Raw genomic sequence first — 19007 nt, 5'->3', positions numbered from 1 at the left:
GCGGCCGAGCAGGACGGCCGGTCAGGGTCCGGCGGTCAGACCGGGATGTCGGTCTGCCGCCGCGCGAGCAGCTCCCAGAACCGCTCGCCGACCGGCTGCTCCCGGGTGCCGGCGGCCGCGGCCGCCGGGGCCGGCGAGCCCCAGCTGCCGGCGCCCCAGTGCGAGGAGACCTGGTACTCGTTCTGCAGCACGGTCAGCACGGCGGCGAGGTCCTCCTCGTGCACCGGCACGATCCGGCCGATCGCACGGACGTGCGCCTGCCAGCGCCCGTCCACGCACTGCTTCAGCCGCTGGTCCAGCTCCTCGCGACGGCCCGTCACCGCGACCAGCTCGCGCAACCGCAGCCCGAGCACCTGGGCGAGCGCGTGGGTCTGCGCCTCGTCGCCGTCCCAGCGGTCGGCCGCCTCGGCCTGCTGGTAGTGCCGCAGCGCGAGGCCGATCCGGTGGGCCGCCGCCTCCTGGCCGAGCTCCCGGGCCACCCGGAAGTCCCGCAGCCGGGCCGGACGGACGCCCATCAGCTGGGCGGGCGGGCACCAGAGCGCCCGGGCCAGGGCGATGAACTCCTCCTCGGTCGGGAGCAGCTCGCCGCTCTCCCAGCCGAGCACGTGGGCGGGCAGCAGCCGGACCCCGTGCGCGGCCATCCCCTCGGCGACCTGCTCGGGGGTCAGGCCGAGGCCGGCGCGGTGCGCGCGGGCGGCCGCCGGGGAGAAGGGCACCGGCGGCAGGGCGGGTGGCTGTCTGCGTCGCATGCGCCGACCGTAGGGGTTTGGTCCATCGGCACCCCAGCCGCCGAACGCACGAAGCGGGACTGGAGGTACCTCCAGACGGATGGACGATCCCACAGCCTGTCATGCCCCTGCGGCAGTCATGATCGGAGATAGCGACGTGGTCGGGAACGGTGAAGACCGGGGCGGGGCGGCGTGCTGCCGTGTGACCAACCCCTCCGCGACCTTGGTTGACTCGCGGTTCGGCCGCGTGATGGGATCCTTCAGCCAATACGGAGGCATGCAGAGGAAGCCGGTGCGAGTCCGGCGCGGTCCCGCCACTGTCACCGGGGAGCACGTCCGACACACTTGCCACGGCGAGCCGTCAGAAGCCGCTGGAAGGCGCGGGCGTGCGTTCGACCCGGAAGCCAGGAGACTCTCGCCCCCGGTACGTCGATCCAGGGCGCGGACCCTGAGTGAGGACACGCACGCGATGCAGGCTGCCCAGCCCCACCGAGACCTCTGCTGCCTGCCGTGCGCCCGCTGACCCGCGCCGCCGCCTTCGCCCTGGGCGCCGCCGCCGGCAGCCTCGCCGACGCCCGGTTCGCCGACCCGCGCCGCGGCCACCCGGTGGCGCTCTTCGGCAGCGCGGCCGGCCGCCTGGAGCGCCGGATCTGGCGCGACGACCGGGCCGTCGGCGCCGCCTACACCGCACTCTGCGTGGGCGCCGTCGCGGCCGGAGCGGTGGCCGCCGAACGCCTGCTGGGCCGGCGTCCGGCCGGGCGGGCCGCGCTGGCCGCCGCCGCCACCTGGACGGTGCTCGGCGGCACCTCGCTCACCCGGGAGGCCCGCACCATCGGCCGCTCGCTCGCCGCGGGCGACCTGACGGCGGCCCGGGCCCGGCTGCCGCACCTGTGCGGGCGCGACCCGAGCGCGCTGGACGGGCAGCAGGTGGCCCGCGCGGTGGTCGAGTCGGTCGCCGAGAACACCGCCGACGCCGTGGTGAACGCGCTGGTCTGGGGCGCCGTCGCGGGCACGCCCGGACTGCTGGCCTTCCGCGCCGTCAACACCCTGGACGCGATGGTCGGCCACCGCTCGCCGCGGCACACCCGCTTCGGCTGGGCCTCGGCCCGGCTGGACGACGTGGCCGGCTGGCCGGGCGCCCGGCTGACCGCGCTGCTCACGGTGGCCGCCTCCCCCGAGCCCCGGACCGCCTGGCGGGTCTGGCGCCGGGACGGCTCCGCGCACCCCAGCCCCAACGCGGGCCAGGCCGAGGCGGCCTTCGCCGGCGCCCTCGGCGTCCGCCTCGGCGGGACCCTCCACTACGGCGACCGGGTCGAGCACCGGCCGGTGCTGGGTGCGGAGCTGCGGCCGGTCGGGGTGGACGACATCGAACGGGCCTGTCTGCTCTCCCGGCGGGTGGGCGCGCTGGCCCTGGGTACGACGGTCGCGGGGCACCTGCTGCTCCGGGCGGCCCTGGGCAGGAGGGGAAGGGCATGAGCAACGCACTGCTGGTCGCCGGGACGACCTCGGACGCGGGCAAGAGCGTGGTCACCGCGGGCATCTGCCGCTGGCTGGCCCGACAGGGAGTCAGCGTCGCGCCGTTCAAGGCGCAGAACATGTCGCTGAACTCGTTCGTCACCGCCGACGGCGCCGAGATCGGCCGGGCCCAGGCGATGCAGGCGCAGGCGGCCCGGGTGGAGCCCGAGGCGGCGATGAACCCGGTGCTGCTCAAGCCCGGCGCGGACGGCCGCAGCCAGGTGGTGCTGCTGGGCCGGCCGGTGGCCGAGGTCGGCGCGCTGGACTACCGCGAACGCAAGCCCGTCCTGCTGGAGCGGGCCCTGGAGTGCCTGGCCGACCTGCGCCGCCGCTACGACGTGGTGGTCTGCGAGGGCGCCGGCTCGCCGGCCGAGATCAACCTGCGGGACCGGGACATCGCCAACATGGGCCTGGCCACCGCCGCCGGGCTGCCGGTCGTCGTGGTCGGGGACATCGACCGCGGCGGCGTGTTCGCCGCGATGTACGGGACGCTGGCGCTGCTCTCGGCGGAGGACCAGCGGCACGTGGCCGGCTGGTTCGTCAACAAGTTCCGCGGCGACGCACGGCTGCTCGCACCCGGGCTGGAGATGCTGCGCGAGCTGACCGGCCGTCCGGTGCTGGGCACCCTGCCGATGCTGTCCGGGCTCTGGCTGGACGCCGAGGACTCGCTCGACCTCACCACCGTGGTGGACCGCACCGAGGGCCGCGGGCCGGTGGGCCGGGACGTGCTGCGGGTCGCCGTGGTGCGCTTCCCCCGGCTCTCCAACTTCACCGACGTGGACGCGCTGGCCCAGGAGCCGGGCGTGCTGGTCCGCTGGGCCACCCGCCCGGAGGAGCTGGCCGACGCCGACCTGGTGGTGCTGCCCGGCACCCGGGCCACCGTCGCCGACCTGGCCTGGCTGCGCGAGCGCGGGCTGGAGCCGGCCCTCCGGGCGCGGGCCGCGGCCGGACTGCCGGTGCTCGGCGTCTGCGGCGGCTACCAGATGCTCGCCCGCGGGATCGTCGACGGGGTCGAGTCCCGGGCCGGCGCGGTGGACGGGCTCGGCCTGCTGCCGACGCACGTCCGGTTCGGCGCCGAGAAGGTGCTCGGCCGGCCGGTCGGCGAGGCCTACGGGCAGCGGGTGGAGGGGTACGAGATCCACCACGGCGTGGTGACCGTCGAAGGGGGCACGCCGTTCCTGGACGGCTGCCGGGTGGGCGCCGTCTGGGGCACCACCTGGCACGGCGCACTGGAGAACGACGGCTTCCGGCGCGCCCTGCTGGGCGAGGTAGCCGCCGCCGCCGGCCGGGACTTCGTCCCCGCCCCGGACACCTCCTTCGCCGCCGCGCGCGAGGCCCGGCTCGACCGGCTGGGCGACCTGATCGAGGAGCACGCGGACACCGACGCGCTGTGGAAGCTGATCGAGGGCGGGGTGCCGGCCGCGGGCACGCTGCCGTTCCTGCCGCCCGGGGCCCCCTTGGAGAATCATGAGTGACGTCCGCTACCCGTTCACCGCGATCGTCGGCATGGCCGACCTGCGGCTCGGGCTGCTGCTCAACGCCGTCTCCCCGGCCGTCGGCGGGGTGCTGGTGCGCGGCGAGAAGGGCACCGCCAAGTCGACCATGGTGCGCGCGCTGGCCGGCCTGCTGCCGTCCATCGCCACCGTCGACGGCTGCCGCTTCGCCTGCGACCCGGCCGCTCCGGACCCGCAGTGCCCGGACGGCGCGCACGACGGCGCCCCGGCCTCGGCCCGCGCGGCCCGGCTGGTCGAGCTGCCGGTCGGCGTCTCCGAGGACCGGATCGTCGGCTCGCTCGACCTGGAGCGGGCGCTGGCCGAGGGCGTCAAGGCGTACGAGCCGGGGCTGCTCGCCCGGGCCCACCGCGGTGTGCTCTACATCGACGAGGTCAACCTGCTCCAGGACCACGTGGTGGACCTGCTGCTGGACGCCGCCGCGATGGGCCGCTCCTACGTGGAGCGCGAGGGCGTCTCGGTGCGGCACGCCGCGCGGTTCCTGCTGGTCGGCACGATGAACCCGGAGGAGGGCGAGCTGCGGCCGCAGCTGCTCGACCGGTTCGGCCTGACCGTGGAGATCGCGGCCACCCGGGAGCCGGCGGAGCGGGCCGAGGTGGTCCGCCGCCGGCTGGGCTACGACGCCGACCCGGCCGGCTTCGCCGCGCGGTTCGCGGCGGACGAGCGGGAGCTCGCCGAGCGGATCACCGCGGCCCGGGAGCTGCTGCCCGAGGTCGAGCTGACCGACCGGGCGCTGCGTCAGATCACCGCGGTCTGTGCCGCGTTCGAGGTGGACGGGCTGCGCGCGGACATCGTCATGGCGCGCACCGCCGTCGCCCTGGCCGCCTGGGCGGGGCGCACCGAGGTGCTGGAGGAGGACGTCCGCAAGGCCGCGCAGCTGGCGCTGCCGCACCGGCGCCGGCGCAACCCCTTCGACGCGCCCGGCCTGGACGAGGAGCAGCTGGACCGGACGCTGGCGGAGCACGCCGAGCCGGAGGAGCCCGAGGAGCCGGCGGCGGAGGACCCGCGGCCGGAGGGCCCCGGCGACGGCGGGCCCGAGGGGGACGGCCCCGAGCCGGACGGCGACGGCCCGGACGGCGGTCCGGACGGCGGCGGGGGCGGCGCGCCCGAACCGGCCGGCCCGCCCGCCCCGGCCACCGGCACCGACGCACCGGCGCCCGGGCCCGAGGAGGCCCCGCAGCAGCCGGTGCCGGTCCAGCCGCCCGCGCCCGGGCGGGAGGCCGCCCCGGTGGCGGCCGGCGAGCCGTACCGGACCAGGCTGTTCAAGGTGGACGGCACCGGGCGGGGCGCCCAGGGCCGCCGCTCCCCCGCCGAGACCGACGGCGGCCACACCATCCGCGCCCGGCGCCCGCAGGGCCGGCTGGCCCGGCTGCACCTGAGCGCCACCCTGCAGGCCGCCGCGCCGCACCAGGTGGCGCGCGGGCGGACCTCGCGCGCGCTGGTGCTGGACAAGGACGACTTCCGCGAGCAGGTCCGCCAGGGCCGGGAGTCCAACCTGGTGCTGTTCGTGGTGGACGCCTCGGGCTCGATGGCGGCCCGGCAGCGGATGACCGCCGTCAAGGGCGCGGTGCTCTCGCTGCTGATGGACGCCTACCAGCGCCGCGACAAGATCGGCATGATCACCTTCCGCGGCGCGGGCGCCGAGCTGGCCCTGCCCCCGACCTCCTCCGTCGAGGTCGGCGCGGTCCGCCTGGAGTCGCTGCCCACCGGCGGCCGGACCCCGCTGGCGGCCGGGCTGCTGCGGGCGCACGAGGTGCTGCGGGTCGAGCGGATGCGCGACCCGCACCGCCGGCCGCTGCTGGTCGTGGTGACCGACGGCCGGGCCACCGGCGCCCGGGACGCGGTGGCGCAGTCGCACCGGGCGGCGGAGCTGCTGGCCGCCCAGGGCGTGACCGGCGTGGTGCTGGACTGCGAGGCCGGCCCCGTCCGGCTCGGCCTGGCCCGAACCCTGGCGGCGCGGCTCGGCGCCTCCGCCGTGACCCTGGACGAGCTGCGCGCCGAGGGCGTCGCCTCGCTCGTCCGCGAGAACCGTGCCACTCCCCTGCGAAAGGCGGCCTGATCCCCATGCCCAAGGGCGTTCCCGAGAGCGTTCCCGACGACGGCCTGACCACCCGCCAGCGCCGCACCCTGCCGATCACCGCCGTGCACACCGGCCCCGGCAAGGGCAAGTCCACGGCCGCGTTCGGCATGGCGCTGCGGGCCTGGAACCAGGGCTGGCCGGTCGGGGTGTTCCAGTTCGTGAAGTCCGCCAAGTGGAAGGTCGGCGAGGAGAACGCGCTGCGCGTGCTCGGCGCCTCCGGCGAGGGCGGCACCGTCGACTGGCACAAGATGGGCTCCGGCTGGTCCTGGATCCAGCGTTCCTCCGAGATGGAGATGGACAGCGAGGCGGCGGCCAAGGAGGGCTGGGAGCAGGTCAAGCGCGACCTCGCGGCCGAGACCTACCGCTTCTACGTGCTGGACGAGTTCACCTACCCGATGCACTGGGGCTGGGTCGACCCGGAGGAGGTGGTCGCCGTGCTGCGGGACCGCCCCGGCAGCCAGCACGTCGTCATCACCGGCCGGTACGCACCCGAGCCGCTGACCGCCTTCGCCGACCTCGTCACCGAGATGACCAAGGTCAAGCACCCGATGGACGCCGGCCGCAAGGGCCAGCGCGGCATCGAGTGGTAGCCCCGGGAGACCCCTGCACGTGAACATCCCCCGCCTCGTCGTCGCCGCGCCGTCCTCCGGCTCCGGCAAGACCACCGTCGCCACCGGCCTGATCGCCGCGCTCGCCGCGCGCGGGCTGGCGGTCTCGCCGCACAAGGTCGGCCCGGACTACATCGACCCGGGCTACCACGCCCTGGCCGCCGGCCGGCCGGGCCGCAACCTGGACGCGTTCATGTGCGGGCCGGAGCGGATCGCACCGCTCTTCCTGCACGGCGCGGCCGGGGCGGACGTGGCGGTGGTCGAGGGCGTGATGGGGCTGTTCGACGGCGCGTCCGGCCGGGGCGAGCTGGCCTCCACCGCGCACGTCGCCAAGCTGCTGCGGGCGCCCGTGGTGCTGGTGGTGGACGCCTCCTCGCAGTCCCGCTCGGTGGCCGCGCTGGTGCACGGCTTCGCCTCCTGGGACCCGGAGGTCCGGCTCGCCGGGGTGATCCTCAACCGGGTCGCCTCCGACCGGCACGAGCTGCTGCTGCGCGAGGCCCTGGAGGAGGGTTCCGGCGTGCCGGTGCTGGGCGCGGTGCGGCGCTCGACCGCCGTGGCCACGCCGTCGCGCCACCTCGGCCTGATCCCGGCCGTGGAGCGGTCGGCGGAGGCGCTGCGGGCGGTCGCCGACATGGGCGACCTGGTGGCCGCCTCGGTGGACCTCGACGCGGTGCTGGCACTGGCCCGGACCGCTCCCCCGCTGGACGCCGAGCCGTGGGACCCGGCGCGCGAGGTCGCCCCGGTGGCCGGCGCCCCCCGGATCGCCATGGCCGGCGGCGCCGCGTTCTCCTTCTCGTACGCGGAGAACGCCGAGCTGCTCACCGCCGCCGGCGCCGAGGTGGTCCCCTTCGACCCGCTGCACGCCGACGCGCTGCCAGAGGGCACGGCCGGCCTGGTGATCGGCGGGGGCTTCCCCGAGCTGTACGTCCGGGAACTCAGCGCGAACGGCCGACTGCGCAGGGCGATCGGCGAGTTCGCCGCGGCGGGCGGGCCGATCGCCGCGGAGTGCGCCGGACTGCTCTACCTCGGGCGGGAGTTGGACGGACTGCCGATGTGCGGGGTGGTGGCGACCTCGGCCCGGATGACCGAGCGGCTGACCCTCGGGTACCGGGAGGCCGTGGCGCTGCACGACTCGCCGCTGGCGCCGGCCGGCACCCGGCTGCGCGGGCACGAGTTCCACCGCACGGTCTGCGAGCCGGCGGCCGGTGAACGGCCCGCGTGGGGCTGGCGGCTGCCGACGGGCCCGCGCACGGAGGGGTTCGCGGTCGACGCGGGCGCACCGGGCGCGGGCGGTGCCGACACGGGCACGGCGGGTACGGACACGGCGGGTACGGACACGGCGGGTACGGGCACGGCCGGGGCGAACGTTCACGCTTCGTATCTGCACCTGCACTGGGCAGGATCACCGCAGCTCGCCGCCACGTTCGCGGCGGCCGCGGCCGCCCACCGCGCGGGCTGAGCCGAACCGACGGCCCCTCGGGTCTGGTGCCGTCCCCGTACGGGCGTCAGAATAGGGACTGAAAACCGCATATCGCCCCAATCGCAACCGGTACCGGCCAGACCCGACCGCCTCAGGCGAGCCGACCGATTGCCGGCGACCGCCCACTCGGCGGGGTCGCCGAAGCCGCCCCCGCGGGGTGGACAGGCTCAGGGAGCCGTCACGATGCGTATCGACTTAACCCCGCTGCATCACCACCCCACCGACCACCGCCACGCCTGCCCGGTGCCGCTGGCACCCAAGGCGTTCGCCCAGCTCCGTGCCCGCTACCAGGACCTCGTCGAGAGCCGGCGGCTGCCGGAGGACATCTCCTTCGAGCAGTACTACTACGTCTGGCGCTCCCGGCGGCGCGGCGAGAACGTCATCGGCCTCGACGACGGCGCCGTCCGACCCGGCCCCAGCACCGGGGCCCAGCTGATCACCCGTCCGACCAAGCGGCTGAAGGGCGAGGTCCGCACCCTGGTGCTGCTGGTGGACTTCCCCGACCTCCCGCACGGCCCCGACCACACCGTCGGGCACTTCGAGCAGATGCTGTTCAGCACCGACACCTTCGCCACCGGCTCGATGCGCGACTTCTACCGCCTGGTCAGCGGCTTCGACCCGACCCACCCGGCGAACGGCGGCATCGACGTGGTGGGCGAGGTGCACGGCTGGTTCCGGCTGCCGCACCCGCTCTCCTTCTACGCCGACGACCAGTCCGGCATGGGCAACCCGCCGCGGAACTCCCAGGGCATGGCCGCCGACGCGCTGGCACTCGCCAAGCAGGAGGGCATCGACTTCACCGGGTTCGACGCCCTCGGCGAGCACCTCGTCACCGCCCTGTTCATCGTCCACGCGGGCTCCGGCGCCGAGCAGACCGGGCAGCCGGGCGACCTCTGGAGCCTCAAGTGGAACCCGCCCGACCCGAGCGGCGTGGAGGTCGGACCCAAGCTGCGGGTGCAGACCTTCCTGACCGTCCCCGAGGACTGCGCGGTGGGCGTCTGCGCCCACGAGTGGGGCCACCTGGCCGCCCGCTGGGCCGACTTCTACGACACCGGACGCCTGGAGGCGACCACCTCCAACGGCCTCGGCAACTACTGCCTGATGGCGGCCGGCTCCTGGGGCAACGAGGGGATCACGCCGGTCTTCCCGAACGGCATGCTCCGGATGTTCCACGGCTGGACCGTGCCGCAGGAGGTCGCCGGCACCACCCACGGCATCGCGCTGCGGCCGATCGCCGAGGGCGGCGACCTGCTGTTCGTCCGCAACCCGCAGCGGATGAAGGAGAGCCAGTACATCGTCGTCGAGTACCGCCGGAAGTCCGGCCAGGACCGCTTCCTGCCCGACCAGGGCATCGCCGCCTACGTGGTGGACGAGGCCATCGACAACGTCAACGACGAGCACCACCTCGCCATCGAGCTGCTGCAGGCCGACGGCCGCCGCGACCTGGCGAAGATCTTCGGCACCGGCAACCGCGGCGACAACACCGACCTCTACCCCTCGCTCCGCAACACCAGCATCGGCCAGAACACCGTCCCCGCGCTCAACGAGCCGGACGGCACCTGGAGCGGCGTCACCCTCGACATCGCCGGATCGCCGGGCGCCGACCAGATGGAGGTGGACGTGACCATCGCCTGACACGGGCCGCCTCCTGAGGCGGGCCACCTTCCGACGCGGGCGACCTCCTGACGCGACCTCAACCGGGGGTACCGCCCCGGGCGGCGCCGTGCTGCGCCGTCCGGGGCGGCATGCGGGTGAACGGTGTGGGCGGGTGTTCGGCGGGCGGGTGCGGCGCGGTATGCCTGGCCGGGTCGACCGACCGTCAGAGCGGTCGGACACCGCCCGGAAGGTGGGTTCATGAGATCGAGAGCGATTGCCCGAGGCCTGCGTGCCGTGGCCGCCGTCGTCACCGCGACGGCGGCCACCGTCATGAGCGCGTGCGGGACGGCGGGTGCGGCCCCCGTCCAGGACGCCGGGCTGAGCCCGGACATCCTGGCGATCATGAACAAGCCGGCCTACCAGCACGCGCAGTGGGGCCTGCTGGAGATCGACGACACGACCGGCGAGGTGATCCACTCCCTCTACCCGGACCAGTTCTTCATCCCCGGTTCGACGGCCAAGCTGGTCAGCGTCTCCAGCACCTGGCACACCCTCGGCGGCGACCACCGGTTCACCACGCCCGTGCAGGCGCTCGGCACCCGCAGCGGCCCGGTGCTGGACGGTTCGCTGGCTCTGGTCGCGCAGGGCGACCTCACCATGGGCGGCCGCACCAAGCCGGACGGCACCGTCGACTTCACCCCGATCGACCACACCTACGCCAACGACCTCCCCGGGGCGACGCTGACGCCCGAGAACCCGCTCGCCGGACTGAACGAGATCGCCGGTCAGGTGCGCGCCGCCGGCATCACCGAGGTCCACGGGGACGTCGCGATCGACCCGCGGCTCTTCACCTCGTTCTCCGAGCTGGACCCGAGCCCCACCCCGCTGATCATCAACGACAACCTCATCGACCTGCTGACCACCCCCACCACCCCCGGGCAGCCCGCGGAGCTCAGCTGGCGACCGCAGGTCGCGCCGTACCAGGTGGAGTCGACCGTGCGGACGGTCGCCGCCGGCGGCACCACCGACCTCGTCGTCACCGCCTCGCCGGACGGCACCCGCATCACCGTCTCCGGCACCATCGCGGCCGACGCACAGCCCACCCTCCGGGTCTCGCACATCCAGGACCCGAACGCCTTCGGCCGCACCGCGCTGATCGAGGCGCTCGCCCGCGCCGGCGTCACCGTGACCGCCCCGCCGACCGGGCCCAACCCGGTCGGCGTCCTGCCGCCCTCCTACGACGGCACCGACCGGGTCGCCGCGTACGTCTCCCCGGTCTACGAGCAGTACGCCCGGCTGATCCTGAAGGTGAGCCACAACCTCGGGGCCAACCTGGGGATCTGCCTGATGGCCGTCGCGGCCGGCAGCCACGAGTGCGAGGACGGCTTCGGCGGCATCACCGCGTTCCTGCGGCAGGCCGGCATCGACCCGACCAAGGTGCAGCTGCTCGACGGCCGCGGCGGCAACCCGGTGGACCGGGTCACCCCCGACGTGGAGAACGAGATCCTGCACTACTGGCAGGGCACCCCGGAGGCCACCCGGTTCCGCGAGGCGCTGCCGATCCTCGGCGTGGACGGCTCGCTGGCCTTCGCCTGCGCGGGCTGCCCGACCTGCCCCGGCAAGGGCAAGGTGTGGGCCAAGCCCGGAACGGTCGCCGGCTTCGACGCCGTCAACCAGCGGCTCGCCGTCGGCGCCGAGACCCTCGGCGGCTACCTGGCCGCCGGCCACGGCCGCCTCCACACCTTCTACCTGGCCGTCAACGGCGCCTCCACCCAGAACATCGACACCTTCTTCGACCTCGTCAACGACCTGAACCGGATCGCCGGCCTCCTCCAGGAGCAGGCCGAGGCCCGCCACTGACCCGCCCGGCACCCGTGAGGGCCCCGACCGTCGGACGGTCGGGGCCCTCACCGCTCTGTCAGGCCCGGGACGGCAGCCCGGGCACGGTGCGTGCCCCGGCGTAGCGCGCCCGGCGGGAACCGTCAGCCACGCCCCGGTCTCAGGCGGCCGTCCAGCCGTGCGCGTACTCGACGTGCAACTGCCCCGGCGCGCCCTTCGGCGGCCGGCCGAAGAGGCCGCCGGGCCCGTGGGTGAGCGTGACGCAGAAGTGCGAGCGGCCGGCCGCGCCGGCGGCCCACGCCGGTGCCTCGGTGCCCAGCGAGCGGACCAGGGAGCCGGTCCAGCGGAACGCCTCCGCGCTGCCGGTGAGGAACAGCGTCCGGGCGGCACCCGCGAAGTGCAGTCCGTCGCGCCAATCGGCGAAGTGGTGCCGGTCGAAGTCGATCTCGGCCTCGGCCGGGAAGTCGCTCTCCGGGATGTCCGCGGTGTGCGGCACCCCGCCACGGCGCAGCCGGGCCCGGACGTCCTTCCAGCGGGACGGCGGGAAGCCCAGGGTGTGGTGGAGCAGCACGAGGTCCAGCCGGGTCTCGTCGTGGTGGAGCTGCTGCCCGGCCGGGCCGGTGTTGTCGCGCAGCGGAAGGTGGACGAGGGAGCGCGGGGAGCGGGCGGCCAGCGCCCAAGCGGCCGCGAGGTCCTCGGCGGCCGGCCGGTCCGCGTACAACTGGAGCGACCAGTCGCCGTCGTAGAGCACCGCCCGGCCGTCGCGCGGGGCGGCGGTCACCACCCGGTACTCGTCCCGGCCGAGCCGGACCCGGTGGATCGTCGTCCTCAGCTTCACTGCTCACCCCACTCCGACGCGCACGGGAAGTCGACCGGTCCGGCTTCCCACTCCCCCCGGCCGCGCCCGGTTGCTGGGGCGCCGGTGCCGGGCCGGGCGGTTTCCGGGCCACGGTGGACGGCCGCGGGGAGCGCCCCGGCCGGCCGGGCGGCCCCGTCAGCCGCCGATGGCACGGACGTAGATGTCGGCGGCGCCGGGGAGGCCGCTGGGGATGGTGGCGACGTAGATGCGGCGGCCGGGCATCAGGTGGACGGGGCCCGGCGTGGGCGTGGGGGTGGGAGTGGGAGTGGGCGTCGGGGTCGGTGTGGGCGTGGGCGTGGCGGTCGGGGCCGGCGTCGCGGTGGGGGACGGGGCCGGGGGCTCCGGGTCGTCGGCGGAGCGGAGGCCGGACGGCGACGGGTCGACGGCTCCGGTGCCGTCGCCCTCCCCGGCGGCGGTCTCGTCGGAGGGCTCCTCGTCGTGGCAGGGCGACGGGCCCGCCGGCTCCGGGGACACGTCGGCGCTCGCCGTCGGCGAGGGTTCGGCGGTCGCGGTCGGCGTCGCGATCAGGATCGGGGCCGGGGTCGCGGTCGGCGAGAGCACGGCCGTCGGAGTCGGGGAGACCGTCGGGGAGGCCTCCGGGGTGGCCGTCGGCGCCGCGGGCGTCGGGGCCTGCGCCGGCTCGGCGTCGGTGAGCTCCTGGGCGGTGTCCGGCTCGTCGCCGCCCAGGGCCGCGGTCAGGTCGGTCGGCAGCGGGGCGGTCGGCCCGGGGGCCGGGAGGCCGTAGGTGCGCAGGAAGTCGCCGACGCCGACGTCCTGGCCGCCGGCCAGCCGGTAGTGCAGGTAGGCGACCGGCGCCCCGTCCGCGAGGTGGGTGTACACCGCGCCGACCGGGACGTAGTAACGGCCCGCGCCCGGGTGCTGGGAGGGGTGGAGGCCGGCCAGCAGCTCGGCACGGTCCCGGTCGGTCTCGACCGCGCCGCGCCCCAGCGTGAGGGCGTTGACGCCCCGGACGGCGAGGGCCGCCAGGGCGGCGACGGAGAGCACCAGCCCGATGGCGATCGTCCGCCGCAGGACCGGGCGCCCGTGCACGGCCGGCCAGGAGTCGCTGGACATGCGTTCGGGCGACAGCCCGCCGTCGGGCCCTCGTTGCGTCACTGTTCCTGCTCCCCCGGTCCGTCGACGCGCCGTGGCGCCGCCGCCACTCGTCGTGCTCGACTCGTAGTGCTCGACGTGGACACTACGCTCGAAGTTCCGAGTGGGACCAACCGGCCCTATCAGCCGGGAAAGGCCGGGGCCACGGCTGCTTCGAGCAACCGTACGGCCGCGCCGCCGCCGTCCGCCGGGACGGTCCACAGGTCGGCGCCGAAGTCGCCGGGGAGGGCGTAGAGCAGGGTGGAGCCGTCCGACCAGACCGCCTGGTCGTCGATGTTGCGCTGCTCGGCGGTGGCGGTCTCGGTCATGGTGGCGAGGTCGAGCACGTAGAGCCGCCACGGTGCGTCCGGGGAGGCGTCGGCGACCCGCTTCTTGTACGCGATCCGCGTCCCGTCCGGGGAGAGCGAGGGGCACTCGACGTTCTCGTGGACGGTGGTGAGGGTGCGGGCGGCGAGGTCGCCGCGGACGAGGTGGGTGCGGCCTCCGGTGGCCACGGTGGCGTAGAAGGTGTTGTCGTCGGCGAAGGTGACGCCCCAGACGTTGACGTCCGGCGCCCGGTACGGCTTGCCGTCCTTGATCAGGTCGAAGTCCTCCAGGTTGTCCCGGAGGTTCCCGTCGCGGACGTCGACGATCGAGGTGCGGGTGGAGAAGTCGGTGCCCGCGTAGGAGTCGCCGCTGACGAAGACCGTCCACGCCGCGAGGTGGCCGGACGGCGAGACCCGGGAGCGGGTCGGGATCCCGGCGGCCGGGAAGGAGCGCAGTTCGTGCAGGCGGTCGTCGAGCACCACCGCGCGGTAGCTGTCCTGCAGCGCGCCGCGCTCGGCCTGGAGGCAGATGCCGGTGCCGCCGGCCGTGAAGAAGCGCAGGCACTGGACGCCGGAGGCGGTCCGCGGCCCGTCCGGGTGGTCGGCCGCGACGGTGGCGAGCTCGTCCCGGTGCGGGCCCCAGGCCATGTTCCGGAAGACCAGCGTGCCGGCCTGTCCGGGTTTGAGGGAGACCGTGCCGCGGGTGACCACCGGGCCGCCGGGCTGCGCCCGGTCGCGCTCGGCGGAGCGGTCGGCGGCGTAGAGCACCGCGCCGGTGCCGACCGAGCCGAGCAGCAGCACGGCGAGCAGCAGGATCAGCACCCGGGTGCGGTTCCGGAGGGACGTGGTCACGAGGGCACCTCGGGGTCGGTCGTACGGTCGTTCACGGGGACGGCGGCGGGTTCGCGGAGCACCGCGGCTGCCCCGGCCACGCAGACCGCCAGGGCGGCGGCCGAGAAGGCCAGCGCCGAGGTGCCGCCGACGGCGCTCCACAGCGCGCCGAACACCAGCGAGCAGGCGAACCGGGCGAGCGCCTGCCCGGTACCGACCAGGGCCAGCCCGGCGCCGCGCCGCTCGGCCGGGACGGCGTCGGCCGCGGCGGCCGCCAGCACCCCGTCGGTCGCGGCGTAGAACGCGCCGTGCAGCACCAGCACGCAGACCACCGCCGGCAGCCCGCTCAGCGGCGAGAGCAGCAGGCCGTACGCCAGCAGCAGCACGCCGTGGCCGGCCAGGAAGAGCCGGCGGCGGCCGAGCCGGTCGGCCAGCGCGCCGAGCGGGACGGCGAGCAGCAGGAAGGCGCCGGCGGTGCCGAGCGGCAGCAGCGGGAAGAGGTCGGTGGCGAGGCCGAGCCGGCGCTGCACGAGCAGGAAGAGGAAGGAGTCGCTGACGGTGGTCAGGCCGAGCAGGACGGCGCAGAGGGTCAGCCGGCGCAGTTCGGGCAGGTGCAGCAGCGCGAGGCCGTCGCGCAGCCGCGGGCGCTCGGCGGCCGGGGCCGCGTCTGCGGCGGGGGTGAGGCGGTTCGGTACGAACAGCAGCAGGAGCAGCACGCCGAGCACCGCCACGCAGGCACTGACCGCGAACACCGCGTCGTAGCCGTGCCGGTCGCCGCCGTCGGCGAGCAGCGGGCCGCCGGCCAGCCGGAGCACCAGGAAGGCGGCGAGCGGGCCGAGCAGCGCGCCGGCCGTGTCCATCGCCCGGTGCACGCCGAACGCCCGCCCGCGGTGGGCGGGTTCGGTGGCGAGCGAGATCATCGCGTCCCGCGGGGCGGTGCGCAGGCCCTTGCCGGTGCGGTCGGCGGCCAGCACGGCACCGATCAGCGGCACGGTGTGGACGAGCAGCAGCAGCGGCTTGCAGAGCGCCGACAGGCCGTACCCGAACGCGGCGACCGCCTTGTGCCGGGGCGCGCCGTCGCGGCCGGGCCGGTCGGCGAGGTGGCCGCCGACCAGCCGGACCAGGGCGCTGAAGCCGTTCTGGATGCCGTCCAGCAGGCCGAAGCCGAGCGGGGAGAGGCCGAGCCCGGTGAGCAGGTAGAGCGGCAGCACCGCGCTGACCATCTCGGAGGAGACGTCGGTCACCAGGCTGACTGCGCCCAGCACCACGACGGTGCCGGGCACGGCGGCGGCCGCCCGCCGCCCCGGCTGCGGAGCCGGGGCGACGGGGGCCTTGGAGCTGCGGGATTCCGCGACGTACACGGGCGTCAGTTCCAGATGCCGGTGATGGTGGCGGCGGTGTTGGCGTTGCCCGCGTGGGTGGTCAGACCGGCGAGGTCCTCCAGCGTGCGCAGCACGTTGTAGTGGTTGTAGGTGGTGGAGGTGGAGGAGCCCGGGGTGACGTGGGCGCCGTAGAAGAGGGTGGGGATGCGGTTGCCGGAGAGGCGGTTGTCCTCGTCGAAGGTGAGCACGAGCATGCTGTTGTTGTTCTTGGCCCAGGCGGCGTAGGCACCGAGCTTGTTCTTGACCCAGGTGTCGCCGGTGGAGACCGAGCAGTCGTGCATGTCGTTGCAGAGGTCCGGGACGACGAAGGAGACCTTCGGCAGGGTGCTGTAGTCGGTCGGGAACTGGTTGAAGGTGTACGCGGTGTTGGTCGGCACGTTGCTGAAGCCGAACCACGGGTTGTGCTTCTGCGCGTACTTGCCGCTGGAGCAGACGGTGGAGCCCTGGCTCGGCAGGCCCTCGTTGTAGCTGCCCCAGGTCTTGCCGGCGGCGATCAGCTCGGAGGCCAGGTTGGGGGCGCCGATCGAGCCGACCTTCACGCAGCTGTCGTCCGTGCGGCCCTGGTTGGAGCCGGAGAACAGCTGGTAGTAGTTGGGCTCGCTGGGGTGGGTGAGCCCGTAGGACTGGGTGAGGGTGGCGCCGCCGGCCTTGAGGGTGTTGTTGGTGTACGGCGCGCTGGAACTGCCGATCAGCTGCGAGTAGGCGTGGTTCTCCAGGACGACGACCACGATGTGGTCGGGCGCCGGGAGGGTGGCGGCCTGGGCGGCGGTGCCGGTGGCGGCCCAGAGGCCCAGCGAGCCGGCCGTCAGGGCGACACCGGCGGCGAGGGCGGTCAGGGTGCGGCGGCGGGAGCGCTTCGGCGCGGCGGGGGCCTCCGCGGGGGCCTCTGCAGAGGCGTTCATGTCAAGGGCGTCGGGGGTCTCGGGCATGGTTGTCCTCCGTGCGTCGGAAACGGCTGGGGCGGGGTGGCCCGGCGGCGGGGAGCGCCGGGTCTGGAGCGCCGAGAACAGTAGGAGCGGCACGGTGGCGCGTGCCCCGGGGGCGGGGTGAAGAACAGGCGAACAGCGGTCGGCGGCCGAGACTGGCGGCCGGTCGTAGGTCACAGCCGTCCCGATTGACCCCTCTGTCGTGGCCGTGGTGGGATTCCGGGGGCTCCGACCGGCCCGGTACCGGCCGCCGGGGGCCTCGGCGCTCCGGCACGCCGACGGGTTTCGGCCGCCGCGGACGGCCGACGACCGGCGCCGGCTGCCGCGGAGGTGTCGGGCGGGTGACGCGCAGGAGCAGGGACGTGAGCGGGGCGTGAGGGCGTGAGGGGTTCGGGCGGCGTTCCGGGCGTGGACGTTCCCGGCATGGACGGGCCGGGCGTGGACGGGCCGGGCGTGGACGTTCCCGGCGTGGACGGGCCGGGCGTGGACGTTCCCGGCGTGGACGTTCCCGGCGTGGACGAGCCGGATGCCCGCGCATCCGCCGCGGAGCGTCCGGACGCCGGAGCCGGCCCGTACGCCACGGCGCGCCCGGACGCGCCGGTCGGCCGGGGCGAAGGGGCCGGCGGCGGCGTGGAGGCCGGCGGCGCGGTGGACCCCCGGCCGGGCGGGCTGGTCGTCGGCGTGGGCCTGCGGCGTTCCACCGCACCCCCGGAGGTGCTCGCGCTGATCCGGCGGGCGCTGGCCGAGGCCGGGCTGCCCAGCACGTCCGTGGTCCGGCTCGCCACCCTGGCCGGCAAGGCCGGACACCCCGCCGTCCGGCAGGCGGCCGCCCGGCTGGGGGCGGACGTCGACGAGCACGCGGCCGAGGTGCTGGCGGGCGTCGCCGTCCCCCATCCGTCCGCCGCCGTCGCCGACGCGGTCGGGTCGGCCAGCGTCGCCGAGGCGGCGGCGCTGGCGAGCGCGCCCGGCGGCGAACTCCTCGTCCCCAAGCGCAAGTCGGCCGCCGCGACGGTGGCGGTCGTCCGGGTGCCGGGCGGCCCTGCCCACGCCCCGGCGTCCGGGCCGGCGCGGTCCGAACCCCGGCCCGTGCACCCCGCACCCGCACCCGCACACCCCGTAGGAGACCTCCCGTGACCCCCGCCTCCCCCACTGAGCCCGACCTGCGCCATCACGGGGACGCCGAGGTCCGCGCCGACGGGTCCGGCCTGGTCGACCTCGCCGTCAACGTCCGCACCGGCACGCCCCCGCAGTGGCTGCGCGACCGGCTCGCGGCCACGCTCGGCGACCTCGCCGCCTACCCCGACGGGACGGCCGCGCGCGCCGCCGTCGCCGCCCGGCACCGGCGCCCGGCCGCGGAGGTGCTGCTCACCGCGGGCGCCGCGGAGGCGTTCGTCCTGCTGGCACGCGTGCTGGCGGCGCGCCATGTCGCCGTGGTGCACCCGCAGTTCACCGAGCCCGAGGCGGCACTGCGGGACGCCGGGCACGAGGTGCACCGGGTGCTGCTCTCCCCGTCGGACGGCTTCCGGCTCGGCGCCGTGCCCGACGAGGCCGACCTCGTGGTGCTCGGCAACCCGACCAACCCGACCTCCGTCCTGCACCCGGCCGCGGCCGTCGCCGCCCTCGCCCGCCCCGGCCGCACGCTGGTGGTGGACGAGGCCTTCATGGACACCGTGCCGGGCGAGACCGAGTCCCTCGCCGCCGTCCGGGACCTGCCCGGCCAGGTGGTCGTGCTCCGCAGCCTCACCAAGACCTGGGGGCTGGCCGGCCTGCGGATCGGCTACGTGCTCGGCCCGGCCCCGCTGATCGCCGCGCTCGGCGCCGCCCAGCCGCTCTGGCCGGTCTCCACCCCCGCCCTGGCCGCCGCCGAGGCCTGCAGCACACCGGCCGCGCTCGCCGAGGCCGAGGCGGCGGCCCGCCTCCTGACGGAGCACCGCGACCACCTGCTGAAGGGCCTCGCCGCCTTCCCGTCCGTCCGCGTGCACGGCGAGCCGGCCGCCTCGTTCGTGCTGATCGAGCTGCCGGACGCCGCCGCCGTCCGCACCCGGCTGCGCGCGCACGGCTTCGCCGTCCGCCGGGGGGACACCTTCCCCGGGCTGGGCGGCGACTGGCTGCGGATCGCCGTCCGGGACGAGGGGACGACCGACCGCTTCCTGACCGCGCTCGACGCGGTCCTGGGCGAAGCACGCGGTTCGCTCCCGGGCGCGGCCCCCGGCACAGCGGCCTCCTGACCGGCG

15 protein-coding genes and 1 riboswitch are annotated in these 19007 nt (G+C 75.8%); of the genes, 9 read left to right on the top strand and 6 right to left on the bottom strand.

Translation table 11 applies throughout. The features are described 5' to 3' along the window. Positions 1 to 35 precede the first annotated feature (35 nt). On the bottom strand, positions 36 to 749 hold the full coding sequence (locus RMN57_RS27625) for a transcriptional regulator (protein WP_313765998.1): 714 nt from the start codon (positions 747 to 749) through the stop codon (positions 36 to 38). 260 nt (positions 750 to 1009) lie between these two features. After that, a riboswitch (cobalamin riboswitch) is annotated at positions 1010 to 1143 on the top strand. A 95-nt stretch (positions 1144 to 1238) separates the two neighbouring features. On the opposite strand from RMN57_RS27625, the gene RMN57_RS27620 reads away from it, so the two are divergent. The 7 genes from RMN57_RS27620 to dacB all read left to right on the top strand — a co-directional run bounded on the left by RMN57_RS27620 (position 1239) and on the right by dacB (position 11378). Further along, a complete protein-coding gene (locus tag RMN57_RS27620; protein WP_313765997.1) occupies positions 1239 to 2204 on the top strand; it encodes a cobalamin biosynthesis protein in 966 nt (321 codons plus the stop codon). Beyond that, entirely contained in the window at positions 2201 to 3718 is a 1518-nt protein-coding gene (locus RMN57_RS27615; RefSeq protein WP_313765996.1) for a cobyric acid synthase, read from the top strand. The genes RMN57_RS27620 and RMN57_RS27615 overlap by 4 nt, the downstream gene beginning before the upstream one ends. Then, positions 3711 to 5813: a putative cobaltochelatase gene (locus tag RMN57_RS27610; RefSeq protein ID WP_313765995.1), complete on the top strand. Its 2103-nt coding sequence runs from the start codon at positions 3711 to 3713 to the stop codon at positions 5811 to 5813. The genes RMN57_RS27615 and RMN57_RS27610 overlap by 8 nt, the downstream gene beginning before the upstream one ends. 5 nt (positions 5814 to 5818) lie before the next feature. Beyond that, on the top strand, positions 5819 to 6424 hold the full coding sequence (gene cobO, locus RMN57_RS27605) for a cob(I)yrinic acid a,c-diamide adenosyltransferase (protein ID WP_238863176.1): 606 nt from the start codon (positions 5819 to 5821) through the stop codon (positions 6422 to 6424). Positions 6425 to 6443: 19 nt separating this feature from the next. Further along, a complete protein-coding gene (locus tag RMN57_RS27600; protein WP_313765994.1) occupies positions 6444 to 7901 on the top strand; it encodes a cobyrinate a,c-diamide synthase in 1458 nt (485 codons plus the stop codon). A 204-nt stretch (positions 7902 to 8105) separates the two neighbouring features. Next, positions 8106 to 9557, top strand: coding sequence for a M6 family metalloprotease domain-containing protein (locus RMN57_RS27595; RefSeq protein WP_313765993.1), 1452 nt, complete (start codon positions 8106 to 8108; stop codon positions 9555 to 9557). 219 nt (positions 9558 to 9776) lie between these two features. After that, positions 9777 to 11378 carry a D-alanyl-D-alanine carboxypeptidase/D-alanyl-D-alanine-endopeptidase gene (gene dacB / locus RMN57_RS27590; protein WP_313765992.1) on the top strand — a complete coding sequence of 534 codons (1602 nt, stop codon included), beginning with the start codon at positions 9777 to 9779 and terminating at the stop codon, positions 11376 to 11378. 139 nt (positions 11379 to 11517) lie between these two features. On the opposite strand, the gene RMN57_RS27585 is transcribed toward dacB, so the two are convergent. The 5 genes from RMN57_RS27585 to RMN57_RS27565 all read right to left on the bottom strand — a co-directional run bounded on the left by RMN57_RS27585 (position 11518) and on the right by RMN57_RS27565 (position 16749). After that, positions 11518 to 12195 carry a hypothetical protein gene (locus tag RMN57_RS27585; RefSeq protein WP_313765991.1) on the bottom strand — a complete coding sequence of 226 codons (678 nt, stop codon included), beginning with the start codon at positions 12193 to 12195 and terminating at the stop codon, positions 11518 to 11520. Positions 12196 to 12351: 156 nt separating this feature from the next. Beyond that, positions 12352 to 13332 (bottom strand): hypothetical protein, encoded by a 981-nt coding sequence (locus RMN57_RS27580; RefSeq protein ID WP_313765990.1) that lies wholly within the window; start codon positions 13330 to 13332, stop codon positions 12352 to 12354. A gap of 119 nt (positions 13333 to 13451) precedes the next feature. Then, positions 13452 to 14486 carry a TolB-like translocation protein gene (locus RMN57_RS27575; protein WP_313765989.1) on the bottom strand — a complete coding sequence of 345 codons (1035 nt, stop codon included), beginning with the start codon at positions 14484 to 14486 and terminating at the stop codon, positions 13452 to 13454. Continuing rightward, entirely contained in the window at positions 14483 to 15826 is a 1344-nt protein-coding gene (locus RMN57_RS27570) for an MFS transporter (protein WP_313765988.1), read from the bottom strand. Before RMN57_RS27570 ends, RMN57_RS27575 begins: the two co-directional genes overlap by 4 nt. 5 nt (positions 15827 to 15831) lie before the next feature. Next, positions 15832 to 16749, bottom strand: a complete 918-nt coding sequence (locus RMN57_RS27565) for an alkaline phosphatase family protein (protein WP_313767987.1) — start codon at positions 16747 to 16749, stop codon at positions 15832 to 15834. A 447-nt stretch (positions 16750 to 17196) separates the two neighbouring features. Between RMN57_RS27565 and RMN57_RS27560 the strand changes: the two genes are divergently transcribed. Both RMN57_RS27560 and cobC read left to right on the top strand, forming a co-directional pair. Further along, positions 17197 to 17907 carry a cobalamin biosynthesis protein gene (locus RMN57_RS27560; protein ID WP_313765987.1) on the top strand — a complete coding sequence of 237 codons (711 nt, stop codon included), beginning with the start codon at positions 17197 to 17199 and terminating at the stop codon, positions 17905 to 17907. Next, entirely contained in the window at positions 17904 to 19001 is a 1098-nt protein-coding gene (gene cobC / locus RMN57_RS27555; protein WP_313765986.1) for an Rv2231c family pyridoxal phosphate-dependent protein CobC, read from the top strand. The genes RMN57_RS27560 and cobC overlap by 4 nt, the downstream gene beginning before the upstream one ends. Positions 19002 to 19007 lie beyond the last annotated feature (6 nt).

The sequence above is a fragment of the Kitasatospora sp. CM 4170 genome (genome assembly GCF_032110285.1).
GTDB lineage: Bacteria > Actinomycetota > Actinomycetes > Streptomycetales > Streptomycetaceae > Kitasatospora > Kitasatospora aburaviensis.
Note: the sequence above shows the minus strand (reverse complement) of the source record. Positions and strands in the feature narration are given on the sequence as shown.

What these genes read in the sequence shown, in the direction of transcription:
- RMN57_RS27625 (WP_313765998.1), bottom strand. Translation starts at nt 749, where the DNA reads ATGCGACGCAGACAGCCACCCGCCCTGCCGCCGGTGCCCTTCTCCCCG.
- RMN57_RS27615 (WP_313765996.1), top strand. Translation starts at nt 2,201, where the DNA reads ATGAGCAACGCACTGCTGGTCGCCGGGACGACCTCGGACGCGGGCAAG.
- RMN57_RS27610 (WP_313765995.1), top strand. Translation starts at nt 3,711, where the DNA reads ATGAGTGACGTCCGCTACCCGTTCACCGCGATCGTCGGCATGGCCGAC.
- cobO (WP_238863176.1), top strand. Translation starts at nt 5,819, where the DNA reads ATGCCCAAGGGCGTTCCCGAGAGCGTTCCCGACGACGGCCTGACCACC.
- RMN57_RS27595 (WP_313765993.1), top strand. Translation starts at nt 8,106, where the DNA reads ATGCGTATCGACTTAACCCCGCTGCATCACCACCCCACCGACCACCGC.
- dacB (WP_313765992.1), top strand. Translation starts at nt 9,777, where the DNA reads ATGAGATCGAGAGCGATTGCCCGAGGCCTGCGTGCCGTGGCCGCCGTC.
- RMN57_RS27565 (WP_313767987.1), bottom strand. Translation starts at nt 16,749, where the DNA reads ATGAACGCCTCTGCAGAGGCCCCCGCGGAGGCCCCCGCCGCGCCGAAG.
- RMN57_RS27560 (WP_313765987.1), top strand. Translation starts at nt 17,197, where the DNA reads ATGGACGGGCCGGGCGTGGACGGGCCGGGCGTGGACGTTCCCGGCGTG.